Source organism: Buttiauxella gaviniae (genome assembly GCF_040786275.1).
GTDB classification, from domain to species: domain Bacteria; phylum Pseudomonadota; class Gammaproteobacteria; order Enterobacterales; family Enterobacteriaceae; genus Buttiauxella; species Buttiauxella gaviniae_A.
Genome location: NZ_JBFMVT010000002.1, coordinates 3570084 through 3586961 on the forward strand (window position 1 = coordinate 3570084; position 16878 = coordinate 3586961).

The window sequence follows — 16878 nt, forward strand, 5'->3', positions numbered from 1 at the left end:
ATGCGAATAGCCTATATTACCCCTTCCTTGATGAAGTGCGGACCGAATGTTGTATTATATAATGTGATATTTAATCAATCTCCAGCAGCGCTTTCTCAGTCGAGAATATATTATTTTTCTGACAGTGAAGATGATTTTTTTAAAGATATTGGTATACAAAAAATTAAAGTTTCTTCTCTGAGATTGCTTGCAAAAGAGTTAATTCGATGTGATATCGTGCATTCAAATGGTTTGAGACCTGATATTGCCTGTACTTTATTGAAGATAAGGCTCTGGTTTAGTGGAAAAAAAATTAAAACGATTACTACAATTCACAACTATGTTTTCAAAGACTTGTTTTACTCTTATGGGCTATTGTCTTCCATAATATTTGGCTCCATCTGGTGTCTGTCATGGCTTTTTTTTAACAAGGCTGTTGTCCTGAGTGAACATGCAAAGAAATATTATTGGTTCTTGCCGGAGAAATATAAAACTACTATCCCTAATGGTGTGACTGTAAACTATAAGGAAAATCCGAATTCATCACTAAGGCTTTCTTTAGGGGTTCCCTCAAGTGCTATTTTGATCGGTAGTTGTGCAAATTTAACAGCTAGAAAGGGATTGGACATAGTAATAAAAGGTCTCAAGAGTGCCAGTAATGTACATTTTGTTATTGCTGGTGAGGGGAAGGAAAAAGCATCCCTTCTAAAACTCGTGCAATCATATGATTTGATGGATAAAGTTCATTTCATACCCTATGTAAGTGAACCTCTAAAATTTATAGCCCAGCTCGATATTTTTATGATGCCATCAAGATCAGAAGGTTTCGGCTTGACTATTATTGAAGCCGCGCAACTTAACGTCCCTGTTATAACGTCAGACATTCCTATTTTTAAAGAGTTATTTAGAGATATGGTTATAATGTTTGATTTAAATAAAGCTGAATCCTTATATGATGAAATTGTTTATGTTTATAATAATAAAGAGACTTTGAGCATGCAGGCTAAAAAAATTGCCTTAGAGAAATACAATTCAGAAACTATGACTGCAAGCTATCTTGCATTATATAAAGTCGTAAATAATGGTGAGTGAAGTGAATTTCTCGGTATTAATGTCTCTCTACAATAAAGAATTACCGCAATACTTAAATGAATGTTTATTAAGTTTACATTCGCAAACTTTAAAAGCTGATGAGGTGGTTATTGTATTTGATGGACATGTGGGATATGAACTTGAAAATATAGTTAATAACTGGATGCATCAATTACCTATCAAAATTGTTAAATTAGAGACATCAGTTGGGTTAGGGCAAGCCTTAAACGCAGGTCTAAAAGAATGTACGTATGATATTATTTGCAGAATGGACACTGACGATATTTGCGCTATTGAGCGTTTTAGTACTCAGATTTCCTTTCTGAATAGTCATCCCGATATCTATCTGATGGGATCAAATGTTGTGGAGTTTATGGATTCTAGAACAATTAAAGGTAATATAAAAGAAGTTCCATCAGATTATAAGGAAATACTTAAATTTGCAAAAACTAGAAATCCTTTTAATCATATGACAGTCGTATTTAATAAAAATGTCGTCCAAGAAGTCGGTGGTTATAAACACCATTTATATATGGAAGATTATAATTTATGGCTTCGTATTTTAGCTAAAGGATATAAGGCATATAACTTTTCTGAACCTTTAGTTTTCGCAAGGGCAGGGAGCAACATGGTTAAAAGACGACATGGTTATAATTATTTACTCAGTGAACTAAAATTGGCCAAGCTAAAAATTAAACTGGGTATACAGACCAAGATTGCGGCTTACTGGATCTTTATTTTAAGGGGGGGGCCGCGTATTATGCCTTTATCTTTCTTAGGGATTATTTACGGATTATTAAGAAAAAAGACTGGTAGGTAAGACAGAGAAAGGTCATCAGAATTATGCTTTTCGTATAAATAAAATTGCATTTTTGATTAAAAATCACACGATTTACTGCTCATAAAAACTACTCTTCTACTATCAATTATCATCAACTATCTCCTGATAAATAAAGGAGATAACCGATGGAACTGGAAAAATTAATGATGCACATATTCCTGATTACAGACAACCATGGAAAGTCACACATGAATTATCGGATATTCTTCTTCTGACGATCTGTGCTGTTATTTCTGGTGCTGAAGGTTAGGAAGATGTCCAGGATTTTGGCGAAACCCATCTTGATTTTCTGAAAACAGTATGGTGACTTTGAACACGGTATTCCCGTACATGATACCATCGCCCGTGTAGTTTCGTGTAAAAGCCCTAATAAATTTCATGAATGCTTTATTAACTGGATGCGTGACTGCCATAGTTCAGAAGATGGAAGCGTTATTGCTATTGATGGTAAAACGCTTCGTGGATCTTATGATAAAAGTCGCAGGCGTGGTGCAATCCATGTTATCAGTGCGTTTTGTGCAACGGAGGGAGTTGTCCTTGGTCAATTAAAAAAAGCTGAGAAAAGCAACGAAATTACAGCCATTCCGGGTTTGATTAACTTGTTGGATATCAAAGGAAAAATCATCACTACTGATGCAATAGGCTGCCAGAAAGATATAGCTGAAAAAATTGTTTCACAGGACGGTGATTATTTATTTGCAGTTAAGGGAAATCAGGGGCGATTACACAAGGCGTTTGAAGAAAAATTCCCGCTAAAAGAACTGAATAATCCAAAGTATGATAGTTACGCAATAAATGAAAAAGACATGGGCTTGAAGAAACCCGCTTGCATATTGTGAGTGATGTTCCTGATGGTTTGATTGATTTTACCTTTGAATGGAAAGGGTTAAAGAAATTATGTGTGGCAGTATCTTTTCGTGAAGAAATAGCTGCACAGATGAAAGAACCAGAAATATACGTTCGTTATTATATAAGTTCAGCGGATTTAAGTGCAGAGAAGTTTGCAAGATCAATAAGGGAGCACTGGCACATTGAAAACCGCTTGCACTGGTGCCTAGATGCGGTGATGAACGAAGATGATTGTCGAATAAGAAGAGGGAACGCCGTTGAATTATTTTCAGGCATAAGACATATAGTGGTGAATATTCTTCGACAGGAGAACGTATTCAAGGCGGGATTGCGTCGCAAGATGAGAAAAGCGGCGATGGACAACAACTATCTGGCTACAGTCCTTGCAGACTGCGGGTTTTCGTAATCTTGCCCTGGTAGGGGGGGCGTAATCTTACCCTAGCTTTGATCATGAAGTTGACTCTACCTTCATGAATGAACCTGAGTTAACATCTAAGCCACATTTCAAGCCGCACATATATCGCGGTGACCAAACCTGACAGGAGTATGTAATGTCCAAGCAACAAATCGGCGTCGTCGGCATGGCCGTAATGGGGCGCAACCTGGCGCTTAACATCGAAAGCCGTGGCTATTCCGTTTCAGTGTTCAACCGTTCAGGCGATAAAACTGAAGAGGTTATCGTAGAGAACCCGGGCAAGAAGCTGGTTCCTTACTATACAGTGCAAGATTTTGTGGAATCCCTTGAAACTCCTCGTCGTATTTTATTGATGGTTAAGGCAGGCGAAGCTACAGACAAAACCATTGACTCTCTGAAACCATATCTTGAGAAAGGCGATATCCTGATTGATGGGGGTAACACCTTCTTCTTGGATACCATTCGTCGCAACCGTGAACTATCTGCTGAAGGCTTTAATTTCATCGGTACTGGTGTTTCTGGTGGCGAAGAAGGGGCTCTGAAAGGCCCATCAATTATGCCTGGCGGTCAAAAAGAAGCTTACGAATTGGTTGCTCCAATCTTGAAGCAGATCGCTGCCGTTGCTGAAGATGGCGAACCATGCGTGACTTATATTGGTGCTGATGGTGCTGGTCACTATGTGAAGATGGTTCACAACGGCATCGAATACGGTGATATGCAGTTGATCGCAGAAGCGTACTCACTGCTGAAAGGCGGCCTGAATCTGACCAATGAAGAACTGGCAGAAACCTTCACCGACTGGAACAAAGGTGAGCTGAATAGCTACCTTATCGACATCACCAAAGACATCTTCACTAAGAAAGATGAAGACGGTAAATATCTGGTTGATGTGATTCTTGATGAAGCGGCTAACAAAGGTACTGGCAAGTGGACCAGCCAGAGCTCATTGGATCTCGGTGAACCGCTGTCTTTGATCACTGAGTCAGTGTTCGCACGTTATATCTCCTCTCTCAAGGAACAACGTGTTGCCGCATCTAAAGTGCTAAGTGGCCCACAGGCTAAGCCATTTGCGGGTGATAAAACTGAGTTTGCTGAGAAAGTTCGTCGAGCATTGTATCTGGGTAAGATTGTTTCTTATGCGCAGGGCTTCTCCCAGTTGCGTGCGGCATCTGAAGAGAATAACTGGGATCTGAACTACGGTGAGATTGCTAAGATCTTCCGCGCTGGCTGCATCATCCGCGCTCAGTTCCTGCAGAAAATCACTGATGCGTATGCTGAAAACCCAGCTATTGCAAACTTGTTGCTGGCTCCATACTTCAAGCAAATTGCTGATGAGTACCAACAAGCGCTGCGTGACGTTGTTTCTTACGCGGTACAAAATGGTATCCCAACGCCGACTTTCTCTGCTGCTATCTCTTACTACGACAGCTACCGTTCAGCGGTTCTGCCTGCCAACCTGATTCAGGCGCAGCGCGACTACTTTGGGGCGCACACTTATAAGCGTACTGACAAAGAAGGTGTATTCCACACCGAGTGGCTCGAATAAGTTTTCCAAGTGATATTTTAGAGTAATAATTATACGACCCTCTTATGAGGGTCTTTTTTTGGGATTTACCCTCTGGTTTTCGTTTATATCTATAAGATACAGTAGGCGCTAAAGCGTAGCTCAATGGTGTTTTGATGGTTTTATATTAAAAGTGATGCGATAAAAAATACTTACTTTTCAGTGAGGTATTTTCTTGTGTAGCCATCTATACTTTGCCAAATTTGACAGCAATGAATGTGAACAATTTCTCTTAGGGTAATCATGAACCAGGATAACAATAAAGTTGTGAGTAATGGCTACAATGACTCATCTGAATCCATTGATTTAATTGATCTTTTAATGCAGTTGTGGAAGGGGAAAGTCACCATTATCGCTTTCGCTGTTGCAGCTATCATCCTTGCAGTCATCTATCTGTTTGTTGCCAAAGAGAAATGGACCTCTGAAGCGATCATCACATTGCCAGACTCAGGGCAAATAGCGAACTACAATAATGCCATGGGTGTTCTTTATGACACAGGCGCTCCCACTATTGTTGATGTTCAGCAACGTTTCTTTGGGCGCTTTAACTCTGCTATCTCTGCTCTTTCCGAGCAATTAGATAACCAGGCAAAACCTGAAAAATTAACAATTGAAGAAACAGTAAAAGGTCAGCCTGTTCCTCTGAAAGTGAGTTACGTGGCGACAAGTGCTGGTGAAGCTCAAAAAACGCTCAACACTTATATTCAGCAGATTAATAAACGTGTTGTCACAGAACTGGATGAAGACTTGCAGACCAGCATTAACTCTAAAGTTGACGATCTGAAAGTCGATTTGGCAACCAAAGAGAAAATCGCTCAAGAGAAGAAAGACAAGCGTCTGGAAATTCTGAATCAGGCATTGATTGTCGCGCAGCAATCCAACATCAAAAATACCCTGGTGCAGCAGGCAGAAACGCTGTCAGAAGATACGCTGTTTGTGCTGGGTAGCGATGCGCTTTCGTCCATCATTAAGAATGAAGCAACGCGTCCGCTGCCGCTGGATGAGTCTTACTTCGGAGCACGTCAGGCGTTGTTAGCGATTAATGCGTTGAAGTCTAAGCCAGATACCACCTACGCCTTCCGCTATGTGATGAAACCAAGCTTGCCTATTCGCCGCGATAGCCCGAAAAAAGGTCTGACGTTAGTGTTAGGTGCTCTGGTCGGTCTGATTATTGGTTCCGGTGTAGTCCTTGGTCGTAATGCACTGCGTAACTATAAACCTGTCGTATAAGCACAACGCTTACAACAAAGGCCGCAATCGCGGCCTTTCTCACATCTGAATGCACAACCAAACCTATTTATGCCGTTCCCGCAAATTCTCAATCACCGCGCTTAAATCCAACTCCTGATCCTGCAGCAAAACCAGCAAGTGATACACCAAATCCGACGCCTCGTTCTTGAGCTCAAAGCGATCATTCACCGTTGCGGCGAGCGCGGTTTCCACGCCTTCTTCCCCCACTTTCTGCGCAATGCGCTTGGTGCCGCTGGCATACAACTTCGCGGTATACGAGCTTTGCGGATCGGCGCTTTTTCTCGATGCCAGCAACTCCTCAAGCTGATATAAGAAGTGCCAGTCGTGATGCGTTTCGCCAAAGCAACTCGACGTCCCTAAATGGCATGTTGGGCCAATCGGGTTTGCCAGCACCAGCAGGGTATCGTTGTCGCAATCTGGCGCAATATTTACCACGTTCAGGAAATTGCCGGAGGTTTCGCCTTTGGTCCACAAACGTTGTTTGGTACGCGAGAAGAACGTGACTTTGCCGCTTTCAATCGTCTGCGCAAGCGCCTGCTGATTCATATAGCCCAACATTAATACTTCGCCAGATTTTGCGTGTTGGACGATAACAGGCATCAATCCGTCGGTTTTTTCCCAGTCCAGTTGGTCTTGCTGCTGTTGTGTTAGCACACTCTTATCTCCACGCCTTGCTGAGCTAAATAGAGTTTCAGCTCGCCAATATTAATAATTTGTTTATGGAATACCGATGCGGCAAGGGCTCCGTCGATATCCGCATCGCGGAAGGCTTCGAGGAAGTGTTCCATCGTTCCCGCGCCGCCAGAGGCAATCAGCGGAACGTGGCAAACTTCGCGCACTTTCTTCAGCTGCTCCAGGTCATATCCATTGCGCACGCCATCCTGGTTCATCATATTCAGTACGATTTCCCCGGCCCCGCGTTTTTGCACTTCCTGCACCCAGTCTGCCGTTTCCCATGTTGTAACACGCGTGCGGCTTTCATCGCCGGTATATTGATTGACGTGATATTTCCCGGTTTCGCTATCAAACCAGGTATCAATGCCGACAACAATACACTGCACGCCAAAACGATCCGCCAGACGGGTAATCAGCTCCGGATCCGCCAGAGCAGGGGAGTTGATGGAAATCTTATCCGCGCCAAAGGAGAGGATCTGCGCCGCATCATCAATTGACTTAATGCCGCCTGCCACGCAGAAGGGAATATCGATAACTTCAGCCACGCGTGACACCCAGCTTTTGTCGACTACGCGGCCATCGCTTGAGGCGGTGATGTCGTAAAACACCAGTTCGTCTGCGCCTTCTGCGGCATAGCGCTGAGCCAGCGGCACGATATCGCCGATGATTTCATGGTTGCGGAACTGCACACCCTTCACCACTTGCCCGTTGCGAACGTCCAGGCATGGAATTATCCGTTTTGCCAGCATGAGATCGCCTCCGTTACGTTGAATTTCCCTTCCAGTAGTGCACGCCCGACAATCACCCCTTGCACGCCGGTGCCACGCAATGCCGCGATATCATTGATGCCGCCAATGCCGCCGGAGGACTGAAATGCCACCTGCGGGAAACGGGCGCAAACTTCTTCATACAAAGAGACGTTGGAACCCGCCAGCGTGCCGTCACGGGAAATATCCGTGCACAGCACATGTTTGAGGCCGACCGGCAGATAAGTTTCTACCAATTCTTCGAGCGTTATGCCGGAGTTCTCTTGCCAGCCGCTGACTGCGACTTGCTTGTTGCCTTGTTCGTCAATGCGTACGTCAAGCGCCAGCACCAGGGCGTCCGCGCCAAAACGGTTAAACCAGCCTTTGACCAATTCGGGGGATTTCACCGCCGTTGAGCCGATGACTACGCGCGCAACGCCTGCTTCAAGCAGGGCTGCAACGTCTTCTTCAGTGCGTACGCCGCCGCCTACTTGCACCGGCACATTGACGCCCGCAACCAGTGTTTTAAGCAGTGAGATCTGGCGTTTTGCCGGGTCTTTTGCGCCGGTCAAATCGACCAGGTGCAAAACCTGCGCGCCTTGCGCTGCATATTCCTGCAAGCGCGGCAATGGATCGTTGCCGTAATCGCGCTGCTGGCCGTAATCCCCTTGATGGAGACGCACCACGGTGCCGTCAATTAAATCGAGAGCGGGAATAATCATCGGGCTTACATCTCCAGGAAATTTTTCAGTAATTTCGCCCCGGCGGCACCCGAGCGCTCCGGGTGAAACTGCACGCCGAAGAAATTATCTTTTTGAACCGCAGCCGTGAAGGCCTCGCCATAGCTGGCCTGCGCGATAGTATTGGTGCAAACCGGCATCGCGTAACTGTGCACAAAGTAAAAATAGTCGCCGTCGTCGATGCCACGGAACAGGCGGTCACCAGCTTTGGGATAAACGCGGTTCCAGCCCATGTGCGGCAAAGGCAAACCGTAGTCGACCATTTTCAACACCGGTTCTTCAATGATCCCGAGCATCTCCACGCCGTTACTCTCGTCGCTGCGCGCGCCCAAAAGCTGCATGCCCAGGCAAATACCTAATACCGGCTGGGTGCAGGCTTTAATCAGCTCGATAAGATCGCGTTCGCGAATCTGATCCATTGCCGCCTGCGCGGTGCCTACTCCTGGCAAAAAAAGTTTATCGGCGCGCAGCACTACGTCCGGGTCGCGGCTCACCTGCGGCTCATAGCCGTGGCGCTGGATGGCCGATCTCACCGAGTGCAGGTTGGCGCATCCTGTATCCAGAATCACCACGTTCATTACAGCACTCCTTTTGAGGAGGGCAGCGTGTCGCCTTCGACTTTAATCGCCTGGCGCAGCGTGCGGCCAAAGACTTTAAACAGGCTTTCGACACGGTGGTGATCGTTTTTGCCTTTGGTTTTCAGGTGCAGCGTCACGCCCATGGTGTAAGAGAGCGAGCGGAAGAAGTGCTCAACCATTTCAGTACTGAGATCGCCCACGCGCTGGAAGTTGTACTCGGCTTTATATTCGAGGTGAGGGCGCCCAGAAATATCCAGCGCACAGCGCGCCAGGCATTCGTCCATCGGCAACGTAAAGCCGAAGCGAGTAATGCCGCGTTTGTCGCCGAGGGCGATTTTCAACGCTTCACCGAGCGCAAGGCCGGTGTCTTCGACTGTGTGGTGATCGTCGATATACAAATCGCCTTTCACGCTGATTTCCATGCGGAAGCCGCCGTGGGTCGCAATCTGGTCCAGCATATGGTCGAAGAAACCCACACCAGTGTTAATTTTGCTGCCGCCTTCGCGGTCGAGCCACACCTGCACGTCGATTTGTGTCTCTTTGGTAGCGCGTTCAACATGAGCGTAACGGTCACGTTTAGTCAGTTGTTCGCTGATAGCTGGCCAGTTCAGCGTTTCACCGTGATAGCGCAGCCCTTTAATGCCCATGTTTTCAGCGAGTTCGATGTCTGTCGCGCGGTCGCCAATCACGTAGCTGTTAGGTTTATCCAGCACGCCATCTTCCAGGTAACCTTTCACCATCGCCAGTTTTGGCTTGCGGCAATCGCAGTTATCTGCCGGTAAATGCGGGCAAATAAGCACGTCATCGAAATTCACGCCTTGTGAGGTGAAAACTTGCATCATCAGGTTATGCGGGCCGTCGAAGTCTGCCTGCGGGAAGCTGTCCGTCCCCAGGCCATCCTGATTCGTGATCATAACCAGTTTGTAACCCGCCTTTTGCAATTGCAGCAGGGCAGGGATCACCGCAGGCTCAAAGGCCAGTTTATCCATACGATCCACCTGGAAATCTGCAGGTGGCTCGGAAATTAAAGTGCCGTCACGGTCGATAAAAAGAATTTTCTGGCTCACACGCCCTCCGTGGCCGTCAGGCCGGGTTGTTCACGCAGCGCAGCAATAGTGCGCTCGCATTCAGTACGGGTGCCGACGGTAATTCGCAGGCAACCGCTTAACGATGGTTGTTTGTTTTGGTCACGTAAGATAATGCCCTGATCCCACAAAGATTTAAACACGGCGCTGGAGGCAGTGATACGGGCCAATACATAGTTGGTTTCGGAGTCAAAAACCTGTTCCACGCAGTCAATACTTTGTAGCGCGGTAATTAAGTACTGGCGATTCACCAGCACCTCTGCCACGCGCTCACGCATTGCGTTGATACCCTGGGGGCTTAACGCCTGGGCTGCAATATCCGCAACCGGTGTGGAGAGCGGATAAGGGGCGATCACTTTCATCAGCAAATTAATGACCTCTTCATTCGCCAGCGTGAAGCCGCAGCGCAATCCGGCCAGTGCAAAGGCTTTGGAAAGCGTACGCAGGATGACAAGGTGCGGGTATTCATTCAGCCAGCCAGCCAGCGTCGCCTGCGGGCAAAACTCGATATAGGCTTCGTCTGCTACCACCAGCGCTTTGCCGCGTGCCATCTCCAGCAGTACACGGAAATCCTGCGGATTAATTAACTGCCCGGTTGGGTTATTGGGGCTGCAAACATAAATCACTTTCACGCCATCCAGATTTTCCGCGATGGCGGGTAAATCAAGCTGCCAGTTTTCTAATGTCTGAACGGTGCGGCATTCCACGCCGATGGTTTCAGCGCTCACGCTATACATGCCGTATGTCGGCGGGCAGTAAAGCACCGCATCTTTACCCGGCTCGCAGAATGCGCGAATTAACAGTTCGATACCTTCATCGGCACCACGGCTCACCAACACCTGCTCCGGCTTCACACCTGCATATTCAGCGTAACGCTCGATAACTTGCTTAGGCTGGCATTCCGGATAGCGATTCAGCGTCTGTTGCGTGAGTTCATATTCCACCGCAGTCGGGTATTCATTGGCGTTCAACCACACATCGCCATTGCCACCCAGACGGCGAGCCGACTGATAAGGGGTCAGGGCGCGGACGTTTTCGCGGGCTAACTCTTCAATGCTCATGCTTGCTCCTTCAATGCGGCAACGCGCAGGGTAACGGCATTTTTGTGGGCATCCAGCAGCTCGGCGGCGGCCAGCGTTTCAATCGTTTTAGCGAGGCTTGCAAAGCCCTGGGGGGAGAGTTCCTGAACCGTCATACGTTTCTGGAAATCGGCCAGGCCGAGGCTTGAACAGGTCGAGGTATAACCGTAGGTCGGCAGAACGTGGTTGGTACCCGAGGCATAATCACCCGCTGATTCCGGCGACCAGTCGCCGAGGAATACCGAACCGGCGCTGGTAATGCTGTCGACCAAATCACGGGCGTTGCGCGTCTGAATAATCAGGTGCTCAGGGCCATACAGGTTGGAGATTTCAATGCACTGCTCAAGGTCACGAGCCACAATCAGGCGGCTGCTTTCCAAGGCTTTGCGCGCGGTTTCGGCACGCGGTAGCGCAGCCAACTGGCGTTCGACGGCTTCGGCTACGGCCTGCGCCATGCCATCATCCGGCGTTAACAAAATCACTTGTGAATCCGGGCCGTGTTCGGCCTGAGACAACAAATCAGATGCGATAAAATCAGGCGTCGCGCCGCTGTCGGCAATCACTAAAACTTCTGAAGGCCCTGCGGGCATGTCGATTGCCGCGCCATCAAGGCGCTGGCTGACCTGGCGTTTTGCTTCGGTTACAAAAGCGTTGCCAGGCCCAAAGATTTTATCCACTTTTGGGATGCTTTCGGTGCCGAGCGCGAGGGCGGCAATGGCCTGTGCGCCGCCAACCTGGAATACTTCCTGCACGCCGCAAAGTTGCGCGGCATAAAGGATTTCATCTGCAATCGGGGGTGGCGAGCAGAGCACAACTTTTTTGCACCCAGCGATTCGTGCGGGCGTGGCAAGCATCAATACGGTTGAGAACAGTGGGGCTGAACCGCCAGGAATATACAAGCCGACGGAAGCCACCGGGCGAGTCACCTGCTGGCAGCGCACGCCCGGCATGGTTTCGATATCGACGGTCGCCAGCGTCTGGGCAACGTGGAATTTTTCGATATTGGCAACCGCGACCGCCATGGCGTCCTTTATCTCTGAACCCAGACGCGCCACGGCGGCGGCAATTTCTTCAGCGCTGACCTTGAGCTGTTGCACTTCGGTCTTATCGAATTTGGCACTGTATTCGCGTAATGCCGTATCGCCGTTGGTTTTCACATTATTAAGAATGTCAGCGACGGTGCGCGTAATGCTTTCCGATGCCGAGATTGCCGGGCGGGTCAGCAGCGCTTTTTGCGCCGCTGCATCGCATTCATTCCAGTTAATCAACGTATTGAAGTTTGCCATGGTGTTACTCCATCATCTTCTCAATTGGTAACACCAGAATCGAACTGGCACCCAGCGCTTTCAGTTTTTCCATGGTTTCCCAGAACAGCGTTTCGCTGCTTACCATGTGCATCGCGACACGCTGCTGATCGCCCGCCAGGGGCAGAATAGTTGGGCGTTCAGCGCCCGGCAGCAGGGCAACGATTTCATCCAGGCGCTCGCTTGGTGCATGCAGCATGATGTATTTGGATTCACGCGCCTGAATCACACCCTGAATACGCGTCATTAATTTGTCGATAAGCTGCTGCTTGGCTTCCGGCATCTCGCCGTCGCGCTGAATCAGGCAGGCTTTAGAGCGGTAAATCACTTCTACTTCACGCAGGCCGTTAGCTTCAAGCGTTGCGCCGGTAGAAACCAGGTCGCAAATCGCATCTGCAAGACCGGCGCGTGGAGCCACTTCAACCGAACCGTTTAACAAGCAGGATTTAAACTGCACGCCTTTGCTATCAAGGTAGCGTTTAAGGATGTGAGGATAAGAAGTCGCAATGCGTTTATTGTTAAGGCTTGCCGGGCCGTCCCATGGGTCATCAACGTTAATCGCCAGTGAAAAACGACAGCCGCCAAAATCCAGACGACGCAGCGTGAAGTAACGCGGGTCTTCGCCCTGTGCGCGGCGGTTCAGCAACTCTTCTTCCAGCACGTTCTCGCCGATAATGCCGAGATCGACAACTCCGTCCATCACAAGGCCTGGAATATCATCATCACGAACGCGCAGAATGTCGATCGGCATATTTTCTGCCAGCGCAATCAGGCGCTGAGTGTGCAGATTGATTTTTATGCCACAGCGAGCCAGTAATTCGCGTGAGTCATCGCTCAAACGCCCTGATTTTTGAATAGCTATGCGTAAACGGTTGTTGTCTAACATTGTTGTAATCTCCAGATAAATTCTTGTCTGACGTCCAAAAAAAAGCCCCCGGAAGAAATCTTCCGGGGGCTTATTGACTCGTTCATGCACCACTGGAAGATCTTTTCGTCTCCCAGCACACATCGCCTGAAAGACTAGTCAGGATGATGGTGATGATGGTGGTTAGTAAATTGAACGCTTGTCATAAAATTCTCGTATGAATGGTTATTCATGTGTGTGCAATTAACCTAAACCAGATTCGCCATTCAGTGCAAGAGCTTTTTATCCTGGCAATTAATATTCTGTTTAGCGGCACTGATTGTCAGTTCGTCCATCGTGGCGTAGCCTTATACCCGTCATACTTCAAGTTGTGGGGGTGTTGGCTGCACTCACAAACCCCAGTCACTTACTTTAGTAAGCTCCTGGAAGTTTGCTCCCTTGCCGCCTACCCAAAACTCGAATTATTTAGGGTATATATTGCAATGCAGGTGCAATCCAGGAGTCAGGTTATGAAAAAGGTTGCGATTGTCGGGTTAGGGTGGCTGGGAATGCCGCTGGCGATGTCTTTATCAGCGCGAGGCTGGCAAGTCACAGGGAGTAAAACCATGCTCGACGGCGTAGAAGCCGCGCGCATGAGCGGGATAGACAGTTATCAACTGCAACTCACCCCTGAACTGGTTTGCGATAGCGACGATCTCGATGCGCTGCTTGATGTTGATGCGTTGGTCATCACGCTGCCCGCCCGCCGCACCGGCGAAGGCGACGATTTTTACCTGCAAGCGGTGCAGGAAATTGTCGACAGCGCTTTAGCTCACAACATCCCGCGTATCATTTTTACCAGCTCTACTTCGGTGTACGGCGAAAAGGAAGGAACGGTAAGGGAAACCTCGCCGCTTGAGCCGGTCACCGCCAGTGGCAGGGTGCTTAAAGAGCTTGAATCCTGGCTGCATGATTTACCGGGTACCTCGGTGGATATTTTGCGCCTGGCAGGTTTAGTCGGCCCTGAACGCCATCCGGGGCGCTTTCTGGCGGGTAAAACCGATGTGGCAAATGGTGCGCACGGCGTCAATTTGGTACATCTTGAAGATGTTATTTCAGCAATTACGCTGTTGTTGCAGGCTCCTAAGGGCGGTCACATCTATAATTTATGTGCACCCGATCACCCAACGCGTGCCGAATTTTATTCACTGATGGCGCGTCAGATGAATCTTGATGCGCCCGTGTTTCGCACTGAAGCGCAAAATGGCCGCGGTAAGCTGGTGGATGGCAACCGTATCTGCAACGAACTTGGGTTTGAATATCAATATCCAAACCCGCTGGTAATGCCCATGCAGTAAGGCTGTGGGGCGTTACTCGTGACTGCCAGGAACGAGTATGAAACCACTGCTGGATGTGCTGATAATTCTCGATACCCTCGATAAAGAAGGGAGCTTTGCTGCGGCGGCAACAAAGCTCTTTAAAACGCCGTCCGCGCTCAGTTATACCGTTCAAAAACTCGAAAACGATCTCAACATCCAAATTCTCGATCGCTCCGGCCACCGGGCGCGTTTTACGCGAACGGGTCAGCTTCTGCTGGAAAAAGGTCGCGAAGTGCTACATACCGTACGCGAACTTGAACAGCAGGCCATTAAACTTCACCAGGGCTGGGAAAACGAACTGGTGATTGGCGTCGATGATTCCTTTCCTTTTTCGCTCCTCACGCCCCTTATCGAGGCTTTTTACAAAAGTTACAGCGTGACGCGCCTGAAATTTATCAACGGTGTACTCGGCGGTTCGTGGGAGGCCCTCACCGAAGGGCGAGCCGATATTATCGTCGGGGCGATGAGCGATCCCCCCTCGCTTAGCGGCTTTGGCTTTACGCTTTTGGGCCAGCTCGAAAGTGTATTTGTGGTCGCTCCGCATCATCCCCTTGCGGAAGCGGAAGAACCGTTAACGCGCCGCGTAGTTAAACGCAGCCGGGCCGTGATAGTTGGCGACACTTCGCGGCTTGAGCCCTCACGTTCAATGCATTTGCTCGAAGATCAGGACGCAATTACCGTTTTTGATTTCAAAACTAAACTCGAGCTGCAAATCAGCGGTATAGGCTGCGGCTACGTTCCGCGTTATATGGCCCAGCGGTTTATCGAAAGCGGCGTGCTGGTGGAAAAACAGGTGGTTTCCCATGTGCCATTTGTCCCGGTCTGGATTGGCTGGAATGAGCAAACCGCCGGGCTCGCCAGCGAATGGTGGCGCGAGCAAATCGTGACCAGCCCTGAAATCGCCGTGGTCTACGGAACCACGCAAAATAATACAAATGGGTGACTGGCGGGGCTGAATTGTCACATCTATGGTTAATAGTGGATCGATATCTCTTCTTAAAGTGTCTTCGCGTTTAAATTTTCTCCTCTGCATTGTTTTGTAGAGGCTTTTGTGCGCAAGGAGTCTGTATGAAGCAAACCAATCAGCAATGGCAGTCACGGCGAGAGCAGGCAGTTCCACAGGGTGTTGGCAATGCGCTGCCGGTCTATATCGAAAAAGCGAAAAATGCCGAAATTTGGGATGTGGAAGGCAAACGCTATATTGATTTTGCTTCAGGTATCGCGGTGCTTAATACCGGGCATAATCACCCCGCAGTTATTGACGCTGTGCGTCAACAGCTTGAAAAATTTACCCATCCTTGTTTTCAGGTGACGCCTTACGGCAACTATATTGAACTTGCCGAGCGGCTAAATAAACTGGTGCCGATAAGCGAACCCTGCCAGACACTGTTCCTCACGACGGGTGCAGAAGCGGTTGAGAATGCGATTAAAGTTGCGCGTATTGCGACTGGGCGTTCGGCCATTATCGCGTTTCGTGGCGCGTTCCATGGCCGCACGCTGCTGGGCATGGCACTAACGGGTAAAGTTCAGCCTTATAAAAAAGGCTACGGCCCGTTCCCGGCGGGGATCTATCACGCGCCGTATCCGGCGGCTTACCTGGGCGTAAGTGACACACAAGCACTGGCCTCGCTTGCGGGGATTTTTGCCGCTGATGTTTCACCCGATGAAGTGGCCGCCATTATTATTGAGCCGGTGCAGGGGGAGGGGGGCTTTTATGCCGCATCGCCTTCCTTTATGAAGCAGTTGCGAGCGCTGTGCGATAAACACGGTATTGTGCTGATTGCCGACGAAATCCAAAGTGGTTTCTGCCGTACCGGTAAAACCTTTGCGATTGAACACAGCGGCGTTGAGCCGGATCTCGTCACCATGGCAAAAAGCCTTGCGGGCGGATTCCCTCTTTCGGCGCTGGTGGGCAAGAAATCATTGTTCGAAAAAGCGATGCCGGGAGGGCTGGGGGGCACCTACGCAGGTTCACCCGTGGCGATTGCGGCGGCGCTTGCCGTAACCGAGATAATAGAGAAAGAAAATCTCAATGCGCGCGCGCAAGCTATTGGGGAGCAAATCACCCGCGGTTTGCAAGAGATGGCAGAGCGATTTGACTGCATCGGCGACGTGCGCGGTTACGGAGCAATGATTGCAATGGAACTGGTTGAGGAGCGTGATAGTCACCGTCCGAATAAAGAATTAACTCAAGCACTTGTTAAAGAGGCGGGGAAACAGGGGCTGGTATTATTGTCCTGTGGCGTGCGTGCAAACGTCATCCGTTTTCTTGTTCCGCTAACGGCCGAAAAAGAAATTGTTAATGAAGGCCTCAACATCTTGTCATCCTGCCTCGAATTGGTGCAAAATACGCGCCTCACTAAATGAGAACAAAAAACCGACGTTAAACGCGTCGGTTATTTTTTTGCATTGAGTTCAAGTAGTCAAACAGGCATCCGCCAAAAAATCCAAGAGGCC

At 48.8% G+C, this 16878-nt stretch carries 16 protein-coding genes, 1 pseudogene and 1 other annotated feature; of the genes and pseudogenes, 8 read left to right on the forward strand and 9 right to left on the reverse strand.

Annotated features, from left to right (window positions below; all coding sequences use genetic code 11):
- From AB1E22_RS17015 to wzzB, 5 genes and pseudogenes are all read left to right on the forward strand, one after another.
- Positions 1-1071 (forward strand): glycosyltransferase family 4 protein, encoded by a 1071-nt coding sequence (locus tag AB1E22_RS17015; RefSeq protein WP_367596412.1) that lies wholly within the window; start codon positions 1-3, stop codon positions 1069-1071.
- A gap of 1 nt (position 1072) precedes the next feature.
- Positions 1073-1891, forward strand: coding sequence for a glycosyltransferase (locus tag AB1E22_RS17020; protein WP_367596413.1), 819 nt, complete (start codon positions 1073-1075; stop codon positions 1889-1891).
- 146 nt (positions 1892-2037) lie between these two features.
- A pseudogene (locus AB1E22_RS17025) lies at positions 2038-3167 on the forward strand (ISAs1 family transposase).
- A 145-nt stretch (positions 3168-3312) separates the two neighbouring features.
- On the forward strand, positions 3313-4722 hold the full coding sequence (gndA, locus tag AB1E22_RS17030; RefSeq protein WP_367596414.1) for an NADP-dependent phosphogluconate dehydrogenase: 1410 nt from the start codon (positions 3313-3315) through the stop codon (positions 4720-4722).
- Positions 4723-4983: 261 nt separating this feature from the next.
- Positions 4984-5970, forward strand: coding sequence for an LPS O-antigen chain length determinant protein WzzB (gene wzzB / locus AB1E22_RS17035; protein WP_367596415.1), 987 nt, complete (start codon positions 4984-4986; stop codon positions 5968-5970).
- Between the two features lie 63 nt (positions 5971-6033).
- Here the strand turns inward: wzzB and hisIE are convergent, their stop codons facing one another.
- The 9 genes from hisIE to hisL all read right to left on the reverse strand — a co-directional run bounded on the left by hisIE (position 6034) and on the right by hisL (position 13269).
- Positions 6034-6645: a bifunctional phosphoribosyl-AMP cyclohydrolase/phosphoribosyl-ATP diphosphatase HisIE gene (gene hisIE, locus AB1E22_RS17040; protein WP_367596416.1), complete on the reverse strand. Its 612-nt coding sequence runs from the start codon at positions 6643-6645 to the stop codon at positions 6034-6036.
- The gene (gene hisF, locus AB1E22_RS17045) at positions 6639-7415 is read right to left on the reverse strand and encodes an imidazole glycerol phosphate synthase subunit HisF (RefSeq protein WP_367596417.1); all 777 of its coding nucleotides are present in this window, start codon (positions 7413-7415) and stop codon (positions 6639-6641) included. Before hisF ends, hisIE begins: the two co-directional genes overlap by 7 nt.
- On the reverse strand, positions 7397-8134 hold the full coding sequence (hisA, locus tag AB1E22_RS17050) for a 1-(5-phosphoribosyl)-5-[(5-phosphoribosylamino)methylideneamino]imidazole-4-carboxamide isomerase (protein WP_367596419.1): 738 nt from the start codon (positions 8132-8134) through the stop codon (positions 7397-7399). The genes hisF and hisA overlap by 19 nt, the downstream gene beginning before the upstream one ends.
- 5 nt (positions 8135-8139) lie before the next feature.
- Complete coding sequence (gene hisH / locus AB1E22_RS17055) at positions 8140-8730, reverse strand: imidazole glycerol phosphate synthase subunit HisH (protein ID WP_367596420.1); 591 nt, start codon at positions 8728-8730, stop codon at positions 8140-8142.
- Positions 8730-9797 (reverse strand): bifunctional histidinol-phosphatase/imidazoleglycerol-phosphate dehydratase HisB, encoded by a 1068-nt coding sequence (gene hisB / locus AB1E22_RS17060; RefSeq protein ID WP_367596421.1) that lies wholly within the window; start codon positions 9795-9797, stop codon positions 8730-8732. The genes hisH and hisB overlap by 1 nt, the downstream gene beginning before the upstream one ends.
- On the reverse strand, positions 9794-10876 hold the full coding sequence (hisC, locus tag AB1E22_RS17065) for a histidinol-phosphate transaminase (protein ID WP_367596422.1): 1083 nt from the start codon (positions 10874-10876) through the stop codon (positions 9794-9796). Before hisC ends, hisB begins: the two co-directional genes overlap by 4 nt.
- Entirely contained in the window at positions 10873-12180 is a 1308-nt protein-coding gene (gene hisD, locus AB1E22_RS17070) for a histidinol dehydrogenase (protein WP_367596423.1), read from the reverse strand. The genes hisC and hisD overlap by 4 nt, the downstream gene beginning before the upstream one ends.
- A gap of 4 nt (positions 12181-12184) precedes the next feature.
- A complete protein-coding gene (hisG, locus tag AB1E22_RS17075; RefSeq protein WP_367596424.1) occupies positions 12185-13084 on the reverse strand; it encodes an ATP phosphoribosyltransferase in 900 nt (299 codons plus the stop codon).
- A 36-nt stretch (positions 13085-13120) separates the two neighbouring features.
- Positions 13121-13243 (reverse strand) — a sequence feature (His leader region).
- Positions 13219-13269, reverse strand: a complete 51-nt coding sequence (hisL, locus tag AB1E22_RS17080; RefSeq protein WP_367597393.1) for a his operon leader peptide — start codon at positions 13267-13269, stop codon at positions 13219-13221. It overlaps the preceding feature by 25 nt.
- A gap of 303 nt (positions 13270-13572) precedes the next feature.
- On the opposite strand from hisL, the gene AB1E22_RS17085 reads away from it, so the two are divergent.
- From AB1E22_RS17085 to gabT, 3 genes are all read left to right on the forward strand, one after another.
- Positions 13573-14400: an SDR family oxidoreductase gene (locus AB1E22_RS17085; protein WP_367596426.1), complete on the forward strand. Its 828-nt coding sequence runs from the start codon at positions 13573-13575 to the stop codon at positions 14398-14400.
- Between the two features lie 37 nt (positions 14401-14437).
- On the forward strand, positions 14438-15364 hold the full coding sequence (locus AB1E22_RS17090; RefSeq protein WP_367596427.1) for a LysR substrate-binding domain-containing protein: 927 nt from the start codon (positions 14438-14440) through the stop codon (positions 15362-15364).
- Positions 15365-15489: 125 nt separating this feature from the next.
- Positions 15490-16788, forward strand: coding sequence for a 4-aminobutyrate--2-oxoglutarate transaminase (gene gabT, locus AB1E22_RS17095; RefSeq protein WP_367596428.1), 1299 nt, complete (start codon positions 15490-15492; stop codon positions 16786-16788).
- Positions 16789-16878 lie beyond the last annotated feature (90 nt).

Excerpts from the sequence above, each read along its gene's own strand:
- AB1E22_RS17015 (WP_367596412.1), top strand. The coding sequence starts at position 1 with ATGCGAATAGCCTATATTACCCCTTCCTTGATGAAGTGCGGACCGAAT.
- gndA (WP_367596414.1), top strand. The coding sequence starts at position 3,313 with ATGTCCAAGCAACAAATCGGCGTCGTCGGCATGGCCGTAATGGGGCGC.
- wzzB (WP_367596415.1), top strand. The coding sequence starts at position 4,984 with ATGAACCAGGATAACAATAAAGTTGTGAGTAATGGCTACAATGACTCA.
- hisF (WP_367596417.1), bottom strand. The coding sequence starts at position 7,415 with ATGCTGGCAAAACGGATAATTCCATGCCTGGACGTTCGCAACGGGCAA.
- hisA (WP_367596419.1), bottom strand. The coding sequence starts at position 8,134 with ATGATTATTCCCGCTCTCGATTTAATTGACGGCACCGTGGTGCGTCTC.
- hisH (WP_367596420.1), bottom strand. The coding sequence starts at position 8,730 with ATGAACGTGGTGATTCTGGATACAGGATGCGCCAACCTGCACTCGGTG.
- hisC (WP_367596422.1), bottom strand. The coding sequence starts at position 10,876 with ATGAGCATTGAAGAGTTAGCCCGCGAAAACGTCCGCGCCCTGACCCCT.
- hisD (WP_367596423.1), bottom strand. The coding sequence starts at position 12,180 with ATGGCAAACTTCAATACGTTGATTAACTGGAATGAATGCGATGCAGCG.
- hisG (WP_367596424.1), bottom strand. The coding sequence starts at position 13,084 with ATGTTAGACAACAACCGTTTACGCATAGCTATTCAAAAATCAGGGCGT.
- AB1E22_RS17085 (WP_367596426.1), top strand. The coding sequence starts at position 13,573 with ATGAAAAAGGTTGCGATTGTCGGGTTAGGGTGGCTGGGAATGCCGCTG.
- AB1E22_RS17090 (WP_367596427.1), top strand. The coding sequence starts at position 14,438 with ATGAAACCACTGCTGGATGTGCTGATAATTCTCGATACCCTCGATAAA.
- gabT (WP_367596428.1), top strand. The coding sequence starts at position 15,490 with ATGAAGCAAACCAATCAGCAATGGCAGTCACGGCGAGAGCAGGCAGTT.